Genomic DNA, 18,339 nt, shown 5'->3' with positions numbered 1-18,339 from the left:
CAATGCCGATCTCAGTGCTGATAAATGCTGCTCCAATTACCCGAGCCGGTCTGGTTCACGTTGGCCATATACCCCTGGCCGTCCTGGCGCACCCTCGCACTGTTATTGTTGCCCAGCTGTGCGACCAGGGCATTGTTTGAAAAGAGGATCCCGGCCGGGCCGCTCTGGGTGACGCTGGAGAAGTTGCCGCTCCCGTTCTGGTCGATGGTCGCCAGATGACCGTCGCCGGTCTGGCTCGCCTCGGCACGGTTGACCGATCCCAGCTGCCGGATCGTGATGTCGGAATCCCAACCGTCGACCTGATTGGTGCGTGCGCTGTTCATCGTGCCGGTTTGCACGATGGTCGGGTGGCTGCCGACCATGCCTTCCGAAACAACCGAGGCGGTATTGCCATCGCCATTCTGAGTCAGGTCCGGGCCGAAGAAGGTGGCCCCGCGCTGGCTCACCGTGAGCTGGTTGCCGGTGCCGTTCTGCGTGGCCTGCACGCTGGTATCGCCGTTGCCGAACTGCTCCACGCGGGCCAGGTTGCCGACGCCGTTCTGCTCGACGGTGGTAGGCGTCATCTGGGCGATGTTCTGGCTGATCATGGCGTCGTTCCATGCGCCGCGCTGCGTAATTCTGGCGGCGAACGCTCCGCGATTACCGTTCGTTCCATCCTGCGTGATGCCTGCGTTGTTTCCGGAACCGTATTGCTCGACCACAGCCACCGCTCCACCGAAGCGGTTGTCGCGCTGGAAGATGCCGTTACTGGTGCCGCCAGGGCCGCCCACGTGGTTGTTGTCGCCAACCTGGGTGATCGTCGCGGTGACGCCTATCAGGACGTCAGGCACGGGCGGCGTCAGGCCGACCTGCTCCGTGGACGAGGTGTTGCCGTAGCCCTGCTGCGTCACCGTCACGGTCTGGGCTGATGCGAGCTGGCAGGCGCAGGCGAGGCCGACGCCTAAGGCGATGGCTGATAGTGCGGTTCTCATGAGATTGCTCCTCGAAGTGGGCAAACAAAGTGGAAGTACTCAGTGCTGATAAACGTTGCTCCAGTTCCCCGCGCCGGTCTGGTTCACCCTGGCCGCATATCCATCCCCGTACTGGCGCAAGATCGCACTGTTGCTGTTGCCCAGCTGTGCGACCTGGGCAGTGCTTCCCCCGATGGGCCAGTTGGTGCTGCCCTGGGTGACGCTGACGAAATTGTTGCTGCCGTTCTGGTCGGTGCTTGCCTGATGCGCCTCGCCGAACTGGTTGACCTCGGCACGGTTGCTTGCGCCCTGCTGCCCGACCGTGATGCTGGAATCCCAGCCGCCGGTCTGGAAGGTGAGTACGCTGTTCAGCGTGCCGGTTTGCACGACGACCGGGCCGGCGGCCGGCGAACTCTCCGAGACGATCCAGGCGCTGTTGCCGTCGCCGTTCTGCGTGACCTCCGGGCCGTAGTAGACGCCGTCGTACTGCCTGATCATGAGCTGGTTGCCGTTGCCGTTCTGCGTCGCCCGGATGCCCGTATCGCTGCTGTTGAGCTGCTCGACGCGGGCCACGTTGCCGATGCCGTTCTGCTCGACGGTGGCAGGGCTCGTGGTCATGAGAAATTGCCTGATCGTCGCGTCGTTCAGGATGCCGCGTTGCGTAATCGTCGCATCGACCGAGCCGTGCGCCGAGGACGTGTTGTCCTGCGTGATGCTTGCATTGTTTCCAGAACCGTATTGCTCAACCACAGCAGAGGCGCCCCCGTTGTGATTGTCTCGCTGGAAGATGCCGCTGCCGGAGGCGCCGGGGCCGCCCACATGGTTGTTGTCGCCTATTTGAATGATCGTCGCGGTGGACTCCATCATTGGAATGGCTGGGTCGGTCGTGACCGTGCCGACCTGCTCCGCGGACGAGGTGTTGCCATAGCCCTGCTGCGTCACCGTAACGGTCTGGCCCGATGCGAGCTGGCAGGCGCAGGCGAAGCTGACGCCGATGGAGACAGCCGACAGTGTGGTTCTCATGAGATTGCTCCTCGAAGTGGACAAACAAAGTGGAAGCTGGCCGGCCGCCTTAACGCTGGATGAGGATGGCGGACTTGCCGTTGCCGTACTGGGTGATGCGGGCCACGCCCTCGCGGCCGTACTGTTCGATGCGGGCGGTATTGAGAACGCCCTGCTGGTCGATGGCCGCGCGCTTGCCCACGCCGGCTTGCAGGATGCTGGCTTCGTTCTGCTGGCCGCGCTGCTGCACGAGGGCCTGGTTATCGAGTCCGGTCTGCAGCAGGCTGGCGCCATTGCCGCTGCCGGACTGCGTCACCGCTGCCTGGATCTGCTGGCCCGCCAAAAAGCGCGCCGCCGCTTGTGCCGTGACGGGCGGGGCGAGTTCGGACGGAGCGAGGTCGCCGGCCCCGGCGTCGGCGGCGATTGCCATGGCGAGCAGGGCGCAGGCGCGCGCCGCCTTCATGGCGCGCTCCCGGACGTGGCATCGGCCACGCGCCGATCGTCGGACGCCAGCGAAGCGCGCGGTGCCGGCCCCGCGGCCAGGTAGCGCTTGAGCACCGGATTGCCGATCTGCCCCTCGTCCTGCAGCGTCCAGTTGCCGGCCTGGATGCCCTGCGCCACCAGGTGCGCCACGGCCGCCTCGATCGCCTCGCTGACGCACAATTGCGCCGGTTCGTTACGGGTGGTGCCGGCCTCGAATTCGGCCAGATCCTTGACGTTGACGAACTTGAAAACGCTGGGGTGCAGCTCGTACGAATAAATGCTCTTGGTGGTCGACACGCTTTGCAGGATCTGGCCGCTGCGGATGTCGACCGTGCGCAGGCTGACCGTCACCTGGTCCACCCGGTACTGGGTCGACAGGCCGACGCCGAGGAAGCGCGCGCCCACGCCGCCGGTGCGCACATTGCTTTCATAGGCCACGATGCCGCCCTCGATCAGGACGGAAGCCGCCAGCAGCGGCGGGATCTTGATTTCGGGCGTGCCCGGCGGCTGCGGCGTTTCCAGCGCGCGCACGATCTTGCGTTCGGTGAGCAAGTTTTGAAGGTTCTCGCGTTCGACCGGGATGAACCAGCCCGAATCCTGCAGCGCCCGGATCAGCATCGAGGAGGCGCCCTGCGTCACCGCGGTCGAAAACGAGCTGTCCGGCGCGGGCTTATATTGGCCGGTCTGGTCGCGGATGCCATACACGGCGACGGCGATCTTGCCCTTGGGCGCGGGCAGTTTCAGCAGGTCGCGGGTGATGGCCGTGTCCGGCGTGAGCTGGGCATTGTCGCGTACCGTCGAGGGCGGGTGGGCGCAGCCGCCCAGTAAGAGGAGAAGCGCCAGTGCGGCGGCGCGCAGGGCGTTCATTGCGAGACCTCGAACGAGGTGACGGCGCCGGTCGCTTTATCCGTGGTGGTCACGCGCAGTACGCCGCCGCCGAGGTCGGTCACCGTGATAATAAAATTCTCGGTCGAAAAGCTGCCGGGCACGAGCTTGCCGTCCGGCCCCATGAGTTTCGAGGTGGCGGACGTGGCGAGCTGGCTGAGCACCATGCGTTCAAGGGTCTGGTTGAACTGCGCCAGCGGCGACTGGTTCAGTAGCGAGGACCCGGGCCCGCCCTGGGCGACGTGCTTGTTGGTGGCCGATGCCGAGGCCAGCAGGCCAGGTCCGTTCAAGGGCGAGCCGCCGAAATTCGGGTTGACCGGCACGTAGACAAGTTCGGTCGCGCACGCGGCGCCGTTCCACAGCAGGACGCCGCAGGCGAAGGTGATAAGTGGTCGGATGGGCACGGCTCGCTCCTTCATGGCAGGATCAGAATTCGTCAGGCGCAAGGTCGGCGTCGCGGACGAATTGCCGCTGGCGCTCGAACTCGAGGATGGCCTGGTAGACGCTCTCGGCGGCGCTGGCGCCGAGTTCCTTCAGTCCGGCGCGCGCCGGCGGCAGCTGCGCCTGGTACACCCGGCGCTGGGCGTAGTCGATCCAGACTTGCGTGCCCCAGCGCGCCGACGGCCGTTCGCGGATGGCGATCGTGTAACGTTCGCTGCCCGGCTTGTCGCGCCACTCGGCGCCCAGGGCATCGCAGAATTCATGGCCCGCGACCGTGACGGCCTGGCAGGTGACGAGACCCCAGGCATCGGCACGCGTGGCGGGCTCGGCCGCAGCCGGGCATGCCGTCGTCGCGACCGTGAGCGTGGACAAGGCCAACAAGCGGAAAAGGGCGTCGATGCGTCCCGAGAGTTTCATGGGGGATATAAAAAAGATAACAACTTATGCACCGAGTGTAACGGTCGACCAAGCCCGGCCATTGAGCCTGATCAGGCCGTCCGACCGGCGGCATGCTCCGTCGCTGCCAACGAAAACGGCACCCCGAGGGGTGCCGTTTTATCGACTAAACGTGTGGCCGGGCCGCAGCTGGTAAGGACCCGCCCGGATCACATCAATGGCTCAGGTAGTACAGTGCCCTGCCGATGCGCTCACCGAACTCGACCAGTCAATCAACGTATTACGGCGAGGTCAAGTCAGGATGCAGCACAGCCTACCTGCCGTTCCGGCGGAAAACCTTGCTGCCCTGCATGTTATGATCGTCGCCCGTTCAGTATCCCCCGCCGTCATGAACAGCGAAGTAGCGCAGCACAAGCCTGGCACCAGAGCGCCCTCGGTTCCCCTCCTGACCCGCAGCCCCTATTACTTCCCGGAGATCGACGGCATCCGCGCCATCGCCGTCCTGCTGGTAATGTTTTGCCACGCCAGGTTCAGCGGCTTTACCGGCGGCTTTATCGGCGTCGACCTGTTTTTCGTGATCTCGGGCTATGTGGTGACGCTGGCGATCACCCGGCAACAGGAGGCCGGCGCCTTCTCGCTTGCCGATTTCTACGCGCGCCGGATGCGGCGCCTGCTGCCGTCCCTGTACCTCGTGGCGCTGGCGACGCTCGTGTTCTGCCTGTTGTTCGTGTTCCCGGAACATACCTTCAAGCTCATCAAAAACCTGGGCTTCCTGGTGCTGTTCAGTTCCAACGTCTACCTGTCCCGGACGACCGGTTACTTCGGCGTCGACAGCGCCAAGCAGCCGCTGCTGCATACCTGGTCGCTCTCGGTGGAAGAGCAGTTTTATTTCATTTTGCCGCTTTGCCTGGTGCTGCTGGCCCGGGTGAAGCCGAGGACGCGCTTGCTTGCCCTGTCCGCCGCGCTGCTGCTGGCACTGGCGTATTCGATCGTGCACACCAACAAGGTTGGCGCCGCCGGCTACTACATGCTCCCGGGACGGTTGTTCGAATTCCTGTGCGGCGTCGTGCTGGCCCTGGGCATCGGGCGCCTGGCTGTGCTGGGTCCACGCATCGCCAACCTGCTGGTCGTGCTCGGCATGGCGGGCGTCGCGGTCTGCACCCTGCGCTATGGAGCCGAAACCGTCATGCCGGGAACGGGCGCGATCCTGCCTTGCATCGCCGCCGTGCTGCTCATCGCTGGCGGACGCTACGCCGGCGCACTGCATCCGGTGCTCACCAACCGGCCGCTGCGCTATTTGGGCCGCATCTCCTATCCGCTATACCTCTGGCATTGGCCGCTCATCTTCGCTTTCAACCGCCTGGGATGGAACGGCAGCGCAGGGATGGGCCTGGCCCTCGCAGTGTCGGTCGTGCTGGCGGCGCTGACCCACCGCTGGATCGAGCAGCCCTGGCGTGCCCGCAGCGAGCGTCCGCGCCGCACTTGGCTGCGCCTGTGGCTGCTGCCTTTCCTGTTCATGCTGGGCTTGTACTTCCTGGCCAGGGAGACCGATCAGCTGACCCGGTTCTATCCGGCGCAGTACCGGGCCGATTACGTGAACGCGAGCCAGTCGGTGTTCGAACATCCGCGCGCCGAGCGCTGCTGGAACAAGGTCGAGCTCTTCCCGGCGGCGTGCTCGCTGGGCACGCAAGGGGCAGCCACCAAGGCCGTGCTGTGGGGCGATAGTCACGCCTACCACCAGATCGATTTCCTCGATGCGATCGGCAAGTCCAAAAACCTCGCCATCCACGACATGACGTTCGCGATGTGCGGACCGGTCGCCAACAGTCCGGAACGGGCCGGCGACGGGCGCTACCAGCGCCATGCGGAGGAGTGCCGCGCCCACAGCGCTGCCGTCATGCGGCACATCCTGGCCGACCCGGCGATCGAGTTCGTCTTCATGGCGGCAATGTGGGACATCTACGGCGGTGGCGTCGATGGCGTCGGCCCCGGACAGCACGGTTATCTTCCCGGCCAGTTCGACACCGAGCTGGCGGCCACGATCGCCCAGTTGCAGGCGGCCGGCAAGCGCGTGATCATGCTCGACGATACGCCCCTGCTGCCCAGGGAGCTGGACAGCTGCGCTTCCGACCGCCTGTACCTGCCCGGCATGGCCGGCCGCGATTGCAGCTACAGCCGCAGCATCGCCGACGAGAAGCACCAGGCGACGGCGCAGATCCTCGCGCGGGTCGTGCAGGCCCATCCGGACGTCGCGATGATCAACACCTATGACGTGCTGTGCGACGACAAGCGCTGCCAGTCGGAGATCGACGGCGTCCCGCTCTATAAACACGATGACCTGAACCACCTGGGCGCCGGCGGCTCGCGCATGTTTTATGCGCTGTACATGCGCAACCATCCGGGGCAGCTCGACCGGATACTGGAGCGCCAGTGACGGTAATATGAGGGTTTTCATAAGCCATGGGCGGCAGCCACGATGACAACACGAACGATTCGCAGCGCCAGCCCAGCCGACGCCGAGGCCGTCTGCGCCATCTATAACCATTACGTCGACAACACCACCATCTCGTTCGAAGAAGCGCCTGTCGCGCCGGGCGAGATGGCCGAGCGCATCGCCGATGTCGCCTCATTGAACCTTCCCTGGCTGGTCATGTGCGAGGACGACAAGCTGATCGGTTACGCCTACGCCACCAAATGGCGCGCGCGCGCCGCCTACCGCTTCGCTGTCGAAAGCTCGGTCTACATCGACTGCGATTACGCCGGCAAGGGCGCGGGCACAGCACTGTACGAAGCGCTACTGATGGAACTGCGCCGGCGCGAGCTGCACCTCGTCATCGGCGGCATCGCCCAGCCGAACGAGGCCAGCGTGCGCCTGCACGAGCGGCTGGGTTTTATCAAGGTGGCGCACTTCAGCGAAGTCGGCCTGAAGTTCGGGCGCTGGATCGACGTCGGCTACTGGCAGCTGAAACTCGCACCGCGGGAGAACCCATGAACACGCCATGCCTCGTCATCATCGACATGCAGAAGGGGATGGCGACGCCCGCCGCCGGCAGCCGCAACAATCCGCAGGCGGAGGACAACATCGTCCGGCTGCTGCGGGCCTGGCGCGCCGCCGGGGCGCCCGTCGTCCACGTGCGCCACATCTCGCGCTCGCCGGCCTCCCTGTTTGCGCCGGGCCAGTCCGGTGTCGAATTCCAGGAAGCCTTGCAGCCGCTGGCGCACGAGCACGTGGTCGAGAAGAACGTGCCGGATGCGTTCATCAATACCGCGCTCGAGCGCTGGCTGCGGGTGCGTGGCGTGAATGCGCTCGTCATCGTCGGCGTCAGCACGAACAACTCGGTGGAGTCGAGCGCGCGCACGGCCGGTAACCTGGGTTTCCGGACGATCGTGGTAGCCGATGCGACCTACGCCTACGCGATGCGCGATTACGCCGGCGTCGAGCGCAGCGCGGACGAGGTGCATGCGATGGCGCTCGCCAACCTGATGAGCGATTACGCTGCCATCAAGGATACGGAGACCGTGTTGGCGGAACTCGCTGCACACTAAACGGCTTCCCTGCCGGGCTCCCTCATCGTTTCGGATGCACTACACTGATCCGCGTTGGCGCATCTCGTTCAATAAACGATGACTGAAAGGGAGTGACATGAAAGCACAATGGATCTGCGCATTGGTACTGAGTTCGGCCTGGGCGGCAGCAAGCGTGCATGCGGCCGAGCTGCGCGCGACGATGAATACGGTGTCCGAGGCCGGCGTCGGCAAGTCGGCCGGCACGGTGACGATCAGCGACTCGAAGTTCGGCCTGGTGTTCACGCCGGCACTGACCGGCCTGCCGCCGGGCGTGCACGGCTTCCACGTGCACGAGACGGGCAGCTGCGATACCAACCAGAAGGATGGCAAGCCGGTGCCGGCTGGCGCGGCGGGCGGCCACCTGGATACCACCAAGAGCAAGAAGCACGGGCTGCCCTGGGGCGACGGGCATATCGGCGATTTGCCGGCGCTGTACGTCGACAGCGCGGGGGCGGCGAACAATCCGGTGCTGGCGCCGCGGCTGAAAAAGCTGGCGGATATAAAAGGCAAGGCGCTGATGGTGCATGCGGGCGGGGATAACCACTCGGATCATCCGGCACCGCTCGGGGGCGGTGGGGCGAGGATCGTGTGCGGGATTATTGAGTGAAATAAAATTTCACCGTTGCGTGATCGATGAAATAATGTTTCATTAAAAGCGCGTGCCATGTGCATGCGTCGTACCGCGTGGGCACGGAGTGCCCACCCTACAAAAGCAAAGCCCGGTCTATAACCGGGCTTTCTTTTATTTCGCGGCGGCGCGTACCTTGCCGAAGGCGTCGCCCGCTTTCCAGGCCGGCATCTTCGGAGAATCCGCCACCATGCGGCCCAGGTTCAGCGTGAACTGCGCCTGCTGCACCATGCCGCTCAAATCCCAGCTCGGATCGTATTCGTCGTTCACCTGGTGGTAGCGCGCGCGGTAGGCCTTGGCCTTGGCGTTGTTCGCCTCCACGTTCGACACCCAGGCACTGCCGCCGCCGACCGAGAAGGCCGGGATGCCGGCTTTGGCAAAGCTGAAGTGGTCGCTGCGGAAGTAGCCGCCGGCCAGGTCCGGCTTGGCCGGGGCGATCGTGAGACCCATGGCCTTCGCCGTGCTTGCGGCCATCGCGCCCAGCTCCGTGCGCTCGCTGCCGGAGACGCCGATGTCCTTCGCCTGTCCCACGAAGTTCAGGCTGTCGAGGTTCAGGTTGGCCGCCGTCTTCTCGGCCGGCCACAGCGGACGCGCCGCGTAGGCCGCGCTGCCGAGTAATCCCTGTTCTTCGGCCGCGACCCACAGGAACATCTGCGAGCGCTTGGCAGGGTGACGCGCCGCTTCCTGCGCCATCGCCAGCAGGCCCGCCGTGCCCGAGGCATTGTCGACGGCGCCGTTGAAGATGGTATCGCCCTCGGTCCCTTGCTTGCCCATGTGGTCCCAGTGCGCGCTGTAGATGACGACTTCGTCCTTCAGCTTCGGATCGGTGCCGGGCACGACGCCGGCCACGTTGAATTCGTTCAGGGTACGCACCGCCGCACGCGTTTCGCCTTTTACGCGCGCATTGAGTGGCACGGGCTTGAAGGCCTTGTCTTCAGCCGCGGCGCGAAGTTTATCCAGGTCCTGGCCGGCCGCCGCGAACAGTTTACGGGCGGCGGCGTCGGTCATCCAGCCCTGCATGCCGGTGCCGAGATCGGCGTCGGCGAGTTGAAAACGCTCGGCGGCGGCCCAGCTGTTCTGGACCACGCTCCAGCCGTAGGAGGCCGAGGCGTCGGTGTGGATCAGCAGGACGCCGGCCGCGCCCTGGCGCGCCGCTTCCTGCAGCTTATAGGTCCAGCGGCCGTAGTAGGTGAGGCCGGCGCCATTGAAACGCTTCGGTTCCGCCGCGGTCGGGGCCGGGTCGTTGACCATCATGACGAGGATCTTGCCCTTCGCGTCCAGGCCTTTGAAGTCGTCCCAGCCTTCTTCCGGCGCGGTGATGCCGTAGCCGACGAAGACCAGTTCCGCATCCATGCTGTGTTCGGGCTTCGCATCGCCCGGCGCCCACACCCAGTCGGCGCCGAAGGCCAGCGGCAGTGCCTGGCCGCCGGCGATCACGCCGACATTGCTCTGTTGCGGCAGCGGACGCACGCCGGCGATCTTGACTTCCTGGCGGTAGCTGTTGCCATTGGCCGGCTTCAGGCCGGCGGCCATCGCCTGCGACTCCAGGTACGCGACCGTCAATTCTCCGCCGCGCTGGCCGGTGCCGCGGCCCTCGAGGGCGTCGGAGGCGAGGAAGGACAGGTGGCCGCGCAGCGGCGCTTCCTGCACGGTGGCGGCTTGCGCCTTGTTCGGCGCGGCGTGAACGGGATAGGCAAACGCCAGGCTGCTGGCGAGGGCGGTCAATACGGCGATCTTGTGCATGGAATCCTGCTGCGGTGATTAATGGGGTCGGCACCTGCGGTGCCGCCACATTGTAGTGCAAGCGCACTAGTAGAACCACAGCGTATCGGCGGCGATCGACTGGCCGCTGAAGGGCACCAGCGCTACCTGCGGCCGCGCCGGCAGCAGGCGTTCCGGCAGCCCGGGCAGCACCTCCTCGATCCGCACCGCGTAGATCGGATCGCCGACCACGTCGATCCGGAAGTGCAGCAAATCGTCCTCCATGCCGTACAGGACGATGGCCAGAGTCTTCGCTTCGCTGTCGAGCAGCACGCGGCCGTTCACCGTCGCGTGCGTGACCCGCGCACCGATCACCTTCAGGCGTACCTGCGGCGCGCGGTTCTGCGAGACCAGCGTGAAGTCTGCATGGCGCTGCGGAGCCTGGCCGTTGCGCAGGATGCGCACGAACGGGAACTGCAAGCCGTCGCGCGGCGCCCAGGCATACCACAGGGGCGGGCTGTCCCAGCCGAAGACGTTCAGGAACACGTACGGCTCCTTCAGCTTGGCGAACAGCGTTCTCTCCCACGGATCGAGGGCGCCGGCCGGATGCAGCCAGTAGGCGTCCCAGCTCGGCATGTCCTTGTAATACACGAGGCCATTCGCGCGCAGCGCTACGGGCTCGTCGACCGTGCCGGCACTGCCTGCCAGCGCCAGGCCGCCCAGCCCAGCCAGCAGCAGCGTGCGCGCGAGATAGCGCCGCGCATGCATCAGCAGCAGCGCCGACACGCCCAGCAGCAGCGCCAGCAGCGCGATCGGCACATTCATGCGCTGCGGCGAGAGCACCGTAAAACTGTCGCGCAATGCCGGCAGCACCAGCACGAACGCGGGCAGCACGCCGGCCAGCATCAGCGCCAGCCGCGCCGCCGGCCGCACGGCCACAGGCTGCACATGCAGCGCGATGAAGGCTGCCAGCGCCGCCAGCAGCGGCCAGGCAAACAGGTGGCTCGCGCCGGGCGCCAGCCAGCTCGCCAGCAGCAGCACCACGACCAGGCAGGCCAGGCCGGCGAGCATGCATGCCGCCGTGCCGGTGCGACGCCCCAGCTGGCGCAGTGCGAGGACGAAGAAGGCCGTGCACAGCGCGCAGACGGCCGCGAGATAGGGCAGGGCCGCATCGGGCGCGGTCGGATGCCAGACGCGGTGCAGGCCCGGCATCCGCTGCCACAGCTGCCAGGCGCCCATGCCGAGCACGACGGCGATCGCGGGCAGGACGAACAGGGCCTGGAGCAGGGCCGGATAGCGCACCTGCGCGCGCTGCATCGCAACGCAGGCGGCGCCTGCCAGCAGCAGGCACGCCAGGCGCGCCAGCGGCCAGACCAGGGCGCCGTCGTAGTGCACGGTCCCGGCAAACGGCAAGCTGAAATAGACCTGCCCTGTCGCGGGCTGCGGATCGATGCGCACGCTGCCGAATGCGCGCGTCAGGCGCAGCATCGTGTCGCCCATCTGCTGCAAGGTCGCGCGCTCGAAGCGCTGCGCCGTGTCGAGGGCGGGATCGTGCCCGAACGGGCGGCCCGTGTGCGCGAACTGCAGCAGCGGCACCCCCAGCCGGTCGAGCGCGCCGATGCGCAGGGGACGCGGAGCCAATTGATGGACTTCCTGCATCAGCGAGGAACCGGCAATGCCGGGCGCCGCGCGCAGCCAGCCGTCGATGGCGGCGCGGTTTGCCTTGAACGTGTTGTAGAGCCTGAGCGGCCCGCCGCTGCCGCCGCCATCGAAGCGCAGCGCCAGCCCGACCTCGCGCGCCCACGGATGCTGCTCGGCGAAGGCCTGCATGCCGAGGCTGCCGACGCATTCTCCGTCCGCGAACAGCACCAGCACGTCGTTCTCGAGCGGGTCGCCGGCACGCAGCGCGCGCAAGGTTTCGAGCAGGGCCGCCATCGGCGCCGCGCCGCTCGCGCCAAGGCTGGCGGGCTCGCTGTCGAGGTGCGCCGCCAGCAGCAGGCTCGGGCGGCGCAGGCGGTCCGGCGCCGTGCCCGGCACGCGCACCAGCACGTTGTGCACCACGCCCATGGTCGCTTCGTAGTTCGCGTTGTAGTCGACGTAGTTCTTCTGCACGAGGGCGCGCTGCACCTGTGCTTCGAATCCGAGTGCGCGCAGGCGGGCCAGCAAGTAGGCGCGCGCCTGGCCGTTCGCCGCACTCGCGATCGGACGCGGCGCGCGCGTCAGCGCTTCCAGGTCCGCCACCGCGCGCGCGGCCGAGAACTGCAGCGCCGGCGCGGTGCTCGGCGCAACCGCAGGCATGGGCGCCTGCACCGGCCACAGCGCCAGCCAGCACAGGGACGCGGCGAACAGCAGGGCTGCGGCGATACCGGCAGATGGGGATGAATCCGAAAGCATGTGCTGCATCCTTGTCGAGGGTCGAGCGGAGGCCTGCCGAAGTCCAGCACAACGCACAGGCACAAAAAAACCCGCCAGGCTGAGGGATGGCGGGCAAAGAGGATGATCAGGGAATTATTCGAGGTTCCAGACGTAGGCGATCTGCGCCCAGCCGGCCTCCGCTACGCCGTTATTCATCGCCGGCTTGAAGCGGCACAGGCTCAAGGCGCTGACGGCGGCGCGGTCGAGATCGCGCGAGCCGCTCGAACCCTGCACCTTCGCACTGGTCACGCGGCCATCGGTGCCAACCAGCAGGGCCAGCGTCGTCGTCCCGGTATCGCCGTTGCGCGCGGCCGCCGCCGGATAGGCCGGCGTGGCGCAGCTGCCGGCATCGGCCAATACCGCGGTGCGCATCGCACCCGTGTTCGTCGAGGGCGTCGCCGGCTGGGGCGCCACCTCGGCTTGCGCCGGCTGCGGCGGTTGCGGCGGCGCGACTTCGGTCGTGGTCTGCACCGGGTTCTCGATCACCGGCGGCGGCACGTCGACTTCGACTTTCGGCACCACGACTTCCGGCGGTGCGACCCGCGGCATCGGCTTCGGCGGCTCGGGTGGCGGAGGAGGCGGCTTCACCGGCTCGGGCGTCATGAACACGGTCAGATCTTCGGGCAGCAAGGGCATCGAGATGACCTTGTTGTTCATCATGTTGACGACGCCGACGGCAATCAGGGCGTGCAGGCCGGCGACCAGCGCGAACTTGCCGGCCTTGCTGCCGCTGTCAGGGTGCATGTGCGAGAAATGCATGGCGATCTCCTTGTTGTGACGCCCTGACGGTCGGCTGTCAGGGCTGCGCTTACAGAAAGACGTACATATTTCTAGTCTATGGAAACAATATATGCCAACAGATAGTAATGAGTAAAGCGTTTTGTTGGCAAGCGTGCATGCCATGTGCTCAGCAGGGAATGGATACTCGCCTACCGTGGCGTTGTATGAAATAATCAACCCATGCCGATCCGGCTTCCGTCACATGGCACACTTAGCTGCCAGAGTTTGGTAAGCAGATGTAAGGAATGGAGAGAAGCGTGAGCAATTCGAAAGCAATTCGCGTGATGCTGGCCGACGACCACCCGATCGTGATGACGGGATTCGCGATGTCGCTCGCGGCCGAAGGAATGGACGTCGTCGCCCAGGCGCGCACCCCGAGCGAGGCGGCGGCGCTGTATGCCGAGCACCAGCCGGACGTGGTCGTGCTCGACATCCGCTTCGGCACCGAGCTGACCGGCCTGGACGCGGCGCAGAACATCCTGCGCGCCGACCCGCATGCCAAGGTCGTCTTCCTCAGCCAGTTCGACCAGGATAGCCTGATCAAGGAAACCTACCGCATCGGCGCCCACGCTTTTGTGACCAAGGATTGCGACCCGGCCGACCTGGCCGCCGCGGTGCGCCAGGCGCATGCCGGCAAGCTGTACTTCCCGCCGCAGATCGCCGAGCGACTCGCCAGCATCGCCGTGCGCGGCGACGTCTCGCCGCAATCGCAGCTCGACGAGCGCGGCCTCGAGATTTTCAAACTGATGGCCGAAGGGCTGACCAATGGCGAGATCGCCGAGAAGCTGAACCTGTCCACCAAGACCATCAGCAATACCAGCCAGTCGATCAAGGAAAAGCTGGGCGTCGAGCGCCAGGCCCACATCACGAAACTGGCCGTCAAATATGGCCTGATCCAGCCCTGAGCCGATGCGCCTGCGTCTCCTTGCCGCAGGGCTGATGCTGGCTGCCGGTGCAGTCCTGGCGGCGCCAGCGCCTGCTTCGGGCTACCGCTTCCAGATCTTCCCCGGCGGTGACAGCAGCCTGACGGTGCGCATCGCCGAGGATTTATATAAGCGCCTGGTGCCGACCTTCGCCGGCTTTCGCACCGAGCTGGCCCAGCGCCGGCGCATGGTCTACATCGCGATCGGTCCCGACGCGCTGCGCGAAGCCGTTGCACGCCGCTGCGACTGCGTGGTGATCGCAGCCTTCACCTCAAGCCAGGTCTGGCATGCCGTCGTCGACCGCCTGCCGCCGGCGCGGGCGCGCATGATGACGGCGGTGTACGCGGAACCGGCGCCGGGCGACCAGCTGCGCCTGGCCGCGCTGCTGTACCGGCGGCCGGTGCGCGCCGCGGCCATCCTCGGACCCGACACCGATTACCTGCAGCCGCTGCTCGCCGGACAGGCCGACGTGCTGCAGGCAGGGCGCGACGACAACCTGGGCGACGTCCTGACCCGCCTCCAGCGCCACGAGGTGCTGCTGGCGCTGCCCGACAGCGCCATCTACAACCCGGAAAACATCCGCAACATCCTGCTCTCGACCTATCGCCGCAAGCAGGCCGTGATCGGCTTCTCCGCCGACATGGTCAAAGTGGGTGCGCTGGCCACGACCTATTCCGAGATCGAGGACATCAACGCCCAGGTGGCCGAAATGGCGGCCAGCTTTGTCGCCAGTGGAGAACTGCCGGCGCCGCAGTTCCCGCGCTACTTCCGTACCACGATCAACGAGGGCGTCGCGCGCTCGCTCGACATCGTCGTCAGTCCTGAAGCGCGCCGCTTTGCGCGTGCGCGCCCATGAAGATAAGGGGCTGGCGTTTCTGGCGCAGCTGGAGCATCGGCCTGCGCATGGCTTTTATTACCATGCTGCCGGTGGTTTTCCTGTTCAGCGCCTTCGTCTGGTACTCGTGGTACGCGCACCGCGCCCAGGTGGCCGAAGAATTGAGCGAACGCGGACGCATCCTTGCGCGCGCCCTGGCCGAGACCAGCGAATACAACGTCATCTCGGGCAATTTGACCGACCTGCGCCTGACGATCAACGGTCTGGTGCAGTCCGATAAAAACATCTTCCGGATCGACGTGGTCGATGCCAGCGGCAAGCGCGCCGTGCGCGTCACCTCGGATACCGCCCAGGACGCGGAACCGCATTACTACGAGGCGCCGATCCGCAAGCAGGTCGTCTGGATCAACCTGTTTACGGATAACGGCACCCCGCACGTCTCGGCTTCGAGCGATGCGCGCCCACCCACCTTGACCACCGAGATCGTCGGCGCGGTGCAGGTGCGCATGTCGCCCTCGAACATGCTCGACAAGCAGGCCAGGCGTTTCAGGATCGAGCTGGCGATGGCGGCGCTGGCGCTGCTGGTGAGCGGTGCGCTGGCCTGGGTGCTGGCGCGCTCGCTGACGCTGCCGCTGAAGGAGGCTATTCAAGCGCTGCGCGCGATCCGCGGCGGCCAGTACCGGGTCGAGCTGCCGGTGACGACCGGCGGCGAAGTCGGAGAGCTGCAAGCCTCGATCGGCGAGATGTCGGTCGCGCTCGACCAGTCGACCCAGGACCTGGAAAACAAGGTCGCCGAGCGCACGCGCGACCTGGTCGCCTCGCGCAACGAAGCGCTGCGGGCCGATGCCGACAAGCGGAAACTGATCCAGAAGGTGAACAGCATCATCGAGGACGAGCGTAAAAGCATCGCGGTCGAGATCCACGACGAATTGAACGCCTCGCTGATCGCGGTGCGCCTGGAAGCGCAGAGCATCGGTACGCTGGCGGGGAAGGTGCCGCCAGCGCCGGAAATCGAGGAGATCCGTGCCAAGGCGGGGGCGATCACCAAGCTCGCGCTCGACCTGTACGCCAACGGCCGGCGCCTGGTGCGCAGATTGCGCCCCGAAGTGCTGGACATGCTCGGCCTGCACGGCGCGGTCGAGGAGATGCTGCGCCACTACGACAGCGCCGGCTGCCGTTTCTCCTTCCACTCCGAAGGCGACTTTTCGAAGCTCGGCAACGAGCTGGCCATTTCCGCCTACCGCATCGTGCAGGAAGCGCTGTCGAACATCATGAAGCACGCCAGCGCCACGGCGGCCGAGGTGACGCTGGTGCTGGACGCGGCGAACCAGACGCTGCGCATCGAGGTCGAGGACAACGGCCAGGGCTTCGATCCGGCCAGCAGCTCCGAAGGGATCGGCATCATCGGCATGCGCGAGCGCGTGTATGCGCTGCAGGGCACGATGGAAGTACGCTCGGCACCGGAACGGGGTACGACGCTGGCGATTGCACTGCCACTCTCCGCCCCATCTGCGGTATCGTAGCGCCTTGGCCTCAACTCCCCGCTTAAAACCATGTCGAACGCATTGAAGACGCCCTACGAACTGGGCAACCAGAACCAGACCACCACGCACGCCGAGTGCATCGCCTGGTACGAAGACCTCGCCCGTCAATACCCACAGGTGCTGCGCTTCGGCGTCGTCGGCACGTCGGATGCCGGCCTGCCGATCCACGCGGGCGTGGTCAGCAGCGATGGCGTGTTCGACGTCGAGACGATCAAGGCGGCCGGGCGTCCGGTCTTCTTCAACAACAACGGCATCCACCCGGGCGAACCGGAAGGCGTCGACGCCTGCATGGCGCTGGTGCGCGACTTCTGCATCGAGCCCGAGCGCCTGGCCAGGCTGGGCAAGACCGTGTTCCTGTTCGTCCCGCTCTACAACGTCGACGGCAGCATCAACCGCGCCAACACCTCGCGCGTGAACCAGGACGGTCCCGAGCAGTTCGGCTTCCGCGGCAACAGCCGCCACCTCGACCTGAACCGCGACTTCGTCAAATGCGACACGCTGACCGCGCAGACCTTCAATAAACTGTTCGCGACCTGGGATCCGGACGTGATGGTCGACACCCACACGTCCAACGGCGCCGACTACAGCTACACCATGACCCTGATCCACACCCAGGCCGATAAACTGGGCGCGGAGCTGGGCGGCTTTTTGACGGGCACCATGCTGCCGGCGATGTATGCCGAGATGGAAGCGCGCGGCTGGCCGACCTGCCCGTATGTGAACCCCGTGAAGGACAGCCCGGACCACGGCATCGCCGAATTCCTGGAGACGGCGCGCTTCTCGACCGGCTACGCGGCCCTGCATCATACGATCGGCTTCATGCCCGAGACGCACATGCTGAAACCCTTCAAGGACCGCTACGAGTCGATGCGCGCCCTGGTCGAGACGGCGCTCGATTTCACGGTGCAGCACGCGGACCAGATCCAGTCCCTGCGCCACGCCGCCAAGGCGCTTGGGCGCACCCGCGCCGAATGGCCGGTGCATTGGACGATGGACGAAGAAAACACGAGTACTTTCCGCTTCAAGGGCTACGAGGCCTGCTACAAGCCGAGCGTGCTGGGCGATTATTCGCGCCTGTACTACGACCGTAGTAAACCGTGGGAACGCGACATCACCTACTACAACCGCTTTAAAGCCGACGTTACCGTGCAGGCACCGAAGGCCTACATCGTGCCGCAGGCCTGGCGCGAAGCGATCGAGCGGCTCGAACTAAACGGCGTGCAGCTGGAACGCGTGTCTGAAGACCGCATGCAGGAAGTGACGTACTATCACATCGCCTCGGTCTCTTCGCGCCCGAACGCCTACGAAGGCCACATGTTCCACGACGAGGTGCAGCTGGAAAAGCGCCGCGGCCAGGTGCTGGTGCGCGCCGGCGACGTGATCGTCCCGCTCGACCAGGACAAGGCGCGCTACGTCGTCGAAACCCTGGAACCGCAGGCGCACGACAGCTTCTTCCGCTGGGGCTTCTTCAACAGCGTGCTGGAAAAGAAGGAAGCGTATTCGGACTACGTGTTCGAAGACGAAGCCGAACGCATGCTGCGTGATGAACCTGCGCTGGCCGCCAAATTCGCGGAATGGAAAGCCGCCAATCCGGCGCTGCTGTCCAACCAGGAAGCCGTCCTCGACTTCATCTTCGCCCACTGCGACACCTACCGCGAACCCGAGTGGCGCCGCTATCCGGTGTTCATGGTCGAGTAATCGTCTGCTCAGATACGCGCCGCATCTTGTAGGATGGGCACTCCGTGCCCATGCGGATTCGGCGCACCAACAACACGTTTGGCAACAGCCC

General features: G+C 65.9%; 17 protein-coding genes. 8 read left to right on the top strand and 9 right to left on the bottom strand.

Annotated features, from left to right (window positions below):
- Nucleotides 1-11: 11 nt before the first annotated feature.
- Genes ACFPQ5_RS20270 through ACFPQ5_RS20245 form a run of 6 tightly spaced genes read right to left on the bottom strand, consistent with a single transcriptional unit; the run spans nucleotide 12 to nucleotide 4,178 of the window.
- Nucleotides 12-971: a hypothetical protein gene (locus ACFPQ5_RS20270; RefSeq protein ID WP_379760019.1), complete on the bottom strand. Its 960-nt coding sequence runs from the start codon at nucleotides 969-971 to the stop codon at nucleotides 12-14.
- Nucleotides 972-1,010: 39 nt separating this feature from the next.
- Complete coding sequence (locus tag ACFPQ5_RS20265; protein ID WP_379760017.1) at nucleotides 1,011-1,973, bottom strand: hypothetical protein; 963 nt, start codon at nucleotides 1,971-1,973, stop codon at nucleotides 1,011-1,013.
- A gap of 49 nt (nucleotides 1,974-2,022) precedes the next feature.
- Nucleotides 2,023-2,415 (bottom strand): hypothetical protein, encoded by a 393-nt coding sequence (locus ACFPQ5_RS20260; protein ID WP_379760015.1) that lies wholly within the window; start codon nucleotides 2,413-2,415, stop codon nucleotides 2,023-2,025.
- A complete protein-coding gene (locus ACFPQ5_RS20255; RefSeq protein ID WP_379760013.1) occupies nucleotides 2,412-3,302 on the bottom strand; it encodes a CsgG/HfaB family protein in 891 nt (296 codons plus the stop codon). Before ACFPQ5_RS20255 ends, ACFPQ5_RS20260 begins: the two co-directional genes overlap by 4 nt.
- Nucleotides 3,299-3,724: a curli assembly protein CsgF gene (locus ACFPQ5_RS20250; protein WP_379760011.1), complete on the bottom strand. Its 426-nt coding sequence runs from the start codon at nucleotides 3,722-3,724 to the stop codon at nucleotides 3,299-3,301. Before ACFPQ5_RS20250 ends, ACFPQ5_RS20255 begins: the two co-directional genes overlap by 4 nt.
- 22 nt (nucleotides 3,725-3,746) lie before the next feature.
- Nucleotides 3,747-4,178, bottom strand: coding sequence for a CsgE family curli-type amyloid fiber assembly protein (locus ACFPQ5_RS20245; protein ID WP_379760009.1), 432 nt, complete (start codon nucleotides 4,176-4,178; stop codon nucleotides 3,747-3,749).
- Nucleotides 4,179-4,545: 367 nt separating this feature from the next.
- Between ACFPQ5_RS20245 and ACFPQ5_RS20240 the strand changes: the two genes are divergently transcribed.
- The 4 genes from ACFPQ5_RS20240 to sodC all read left to right on the top strand — a co-directional run bounded on the left by ACFPQ5_RS20240 (nucleotide 4,546) and on the right by sodC (nucleotide 8,331).
- On the top strand, nucleotides 4,546-6,591 hold the full coding sequence (locus tag ACFPQ5_RS20240; RefSeq protein ID WP_379760007.1) for an acyltransferase family protein: 2,046 nt from the start codon (nucleotides 4,546-4,548) through the stop codon (nucleotides 6,589-6,591).
- Between the two features lie 42 nt (nucleotides 6,592-6,633).
- Nucleotides 6,634-7,149 (top strand): arsinothricin resistance N-acetyltransferase ArsN1 family B, encoded by a 516-nt coding sequence (locus ACFPQ5_RS20235; RefSeq protein WP_379760005.1) that lies wholly within the window; start codon nucleotides 6,634-6,636, stop codon nucleotides 7,147-7,149.
- On the top strand, nucleotides 7,146-7,703 hold the full coding sequence (locus ACFPQ5_RS20230; protein WP_379760003.1) for a cysteine hydrolase family protein: 558 nt from the start codon (nucleotides 7,146-7,148) through the stop codon (nucleotides 7,701-7,703). Before ACFPQ5_RS20235 ends, ACFPQ5_RS20230 begins: the two co-directional genes overlap by 4 nt.
- A gap of 97 nt (nucleotides 7,704-7,800) precedes the next feature.
- Nucleotides 7,801-8,331 carry a superoxide dismutase [Cu-Zn] SodC gene (gene sodC, locus ACFPQ5_RS20225; RefSeq protein ID WP_379760001.1) on the top strand — a complete coding sequence of 177 codons (531 nt, stop codon included), beginning with the start codon at nucleotides 7,801-7,803 and terminating at the stop codon, nucleotides 8,329-8,331.
- Nucleotides 8,332-8,466: 135 nt separating this feature from the next.
- Here sodC and ACFPQ5_RS20220 read toward each other — a convergent pair whose 3' ends face one another.
- The 3 genes from ACFPQ5_RS20220 to ACFPQ5_RS20210 form a co-directional block, all read right to left on the bottom strand.
- A complete protein-coding gene (locus tag ACFPQ5_RS20220) occupies nucleotides 8,467-10,095 on the bottom strand; it encodes a M28 family peptidase (RefSeq protein WP_379759999.1) in 1,629 nt (542 codons plus the stop codon).
- A 66-nt stretch (nucleotides 10,096-10,161) separates the two neighbouring features.
- Complete coding sequence (locus tag ACFPQ5_RS20215; protein WP_379759996.1) at nucleotides 10,162-12,447, bottom strand: M28 family peptidase; 2,286 nt, start codon at nucleotides 12,445-12,447, stop codon at nucleotides 10,162-10,164.
- A gap of 114 nt (nucleotides 12,448-12,561) precedes the next feature.
- The gene (locus tag ACFPQ5_RS20210) at nucleotides 12,562-13,227 is read right to left on the bottom strand and encodes an energy transducer TonB (protein ID WP_379759994.1); all 666 of its coding nucleotides are present in this window, start codon (nucleotides 13,225-13,227) and stop codon (nucleotides 12,562-12,564) included.
- Nucleotides 13,228-13,505: 278 nt separating this feature from the next.
- Here ACFPQ5_RS20210 and ACFPQ5_RS20205 point away from each other — a divergent pair, with 278 nt between their 5' ends.
- From ACFPQ5_RS20205 to ACFPQ5_RS20190, 4 genes are read left to right on the top strand one after another with little or no spacing between them, the layout of a single operon-like run.
- Nucleotides 13,506-14,153 carry a response regulator gene (locus tag ACFPQ5_RS20205; protein WP_379759992.1) on the top strand — a complete coding sequence of 216 codons (648 nt, stop codon included), beginning with the start codon at nucleotides 13,506-13,508 and terminating at the stop codon, nucleotides 14,151-14,153.
- Between the two features lie 4 nt (nucleotides 14,154-14,157).
- Nucleotides 14,158-15,027, top strand: coding sequence for a hypothetical protein (locus ACFPQ5_RS20200; protein WP_379759990.1), 870 nt, complete (start codon nucleotides 14,158-14,160; stop codon nucleotides 15,025-15,027).
- Nucleotides 15,024-16,529, top strand: coding sequence for an ATP-binding protein (locus ACFPQ5_RS20195; RefSeq protein WP_379759988.1), 1,506 nt, complete (start codon nucleotides 15,024-15,026; stop codon nucleotides 16,527-16,529). Before ACFPQ5_RS20200 ends, ACFPQ5_RS20195 begins: the two co-directional genes overlap by 4 nt.
- Nucleotides 16,530-16,559: 30 nt before the next feature.
- Nucleotides 16,560-18,248, top strand: a complete 1,689-nt coding sequence (locus ACFPQ5_RS20190) for a M14 family zinc carboxypeptidase (RefSeq protein ID WP_379759986.1) — start codon at nucleotides 16,560-16,562, stop codon at nucleotides 18,246-18,248.
- Nucleotides 18,249-18,339 lie beyond the last annotated feature (91 nt).

Origin of the sequence: Massilia suwonensis, assembly GCF_042655665.1 — a bacterium.
GTDB lineage: Bacteria > Pseudomonadota > Gammaproteobacteria > Burkholderiales > Burkholderiaceae_D > Telluria > Telluria suwonensis.
This window is presented reverse-complemented; position numbering and strand designations above follow the sequence as displayed.

Bases quoted from the DNA above. Each gene is read 5' to 3' on its own strand.
- ACFPQ5_RS20270 (WP_379760019.1), bottom strand. From the start codon at position 971: ATGAGAACCGCACTATCAGCCATCGCCTTAGGCGTCGGCCTCGCCTGC.
- ACFPQ5_RS20265 (WP_379760017.1), bottom strand. From the start codon at position 1,973: ATGAGAACCACACTGTCGGCTGTCTCCATCGGCGTCAGCTTCGCCTGC.
- ACFPQ5_RS20260 (WP_379760015.1), bottom strand. From the start codon at position 2,415: ATGAAGGCGGCGCGCGCCTGCGCCCTGCTCGCCATGGCAATCGCCGCC.
- ACFPQ5_RS20255 (WP_379760013.1), bottom strand. From the start codon at position 3,302: ATGAACGCCCTGCGCGCCGCCGCACTGGCGCTTCTCCTCTTACTGGGC.
- ACFPQ5_RS20245 (WP_379760009.1), bottom strand. From the start codon at position 4,178: ATGAAACTCTCGGGACGCATCGACGCCCTTTTCCGCTTGTTGGCCTTG.
- ACFPQ5_RS20240 (WP_379760007.1), top strand. From the start codon at position 4,546: ATGAACAGCGAAGTAGCGCAGCACAAGCCTGGCACCAGAGCGCCCTCG.
- ACFPQ5_RS20235 (WP_379760005.1), top strand. From the start codon at position 6,634: ATGACAACACGAACGATTCGCAGCGCCAGCCCAGCCGACGCCGAGGCC.
- ACFPQ5_RS20230 (WP_379760003.1), top strand. From the start codon at position 7,146: ATGAACACGCCATGCCTCGTCATCATCGACATGCAGAAGGGGATGGCG.
- sodC (WP_379760001.1), top strand. From the start codon at position 7,801: ATGAAAGCACAATGGATCTGCGCATTGGTACTGAGTTCGGCCTGGGCG.
- ACFPQ5_RS20220 (WP_379759999.1), bottom strand. From the start codon at position 10,095: ATGCACAAGATCGCCGTATTGACCGCCCTCGCCAGCAGCCTGGCGTTT.
- ACFPQ5_RS20215 (WP_379759996.1), bottom strand. From the start codon at position 12,447: ATGCTTTCGGATTCATCCCCATCTGCCGGTATCGCCGCAGCCCTGCTG.
- ACFPQ5_RS20210 (WP_379759994.1), bottom strand. From the start codon at position 13,227: ATGCATTTCTCGCACATGCACCCTGACAGCGGCAGCAAGGCCGGCAAG.
- ACFPQ5_RS20200 (WP_379759990.1), top strand. From the start codon at position 14,158: ATGCGCCTGCGTCTCCTTGCCGCAGGGCTGATGCTGGCTGCCGGTGCA.
- ACFPQ5_RS20195 (WP_379759988.1), top strand. From the start codon at position 15,024: ATGAAGATAAGGGGCTGGCGTTTCTGGCGCAGCTGGAGCATCGGCCTG.
- ACFPQ5_RS20190 (WP_379759986.1), top strand. From the start codon at position 16,560: ATGTCGAACGCATTGAAGACGCCCTACGAACTGGGCAACCAGAACCAG.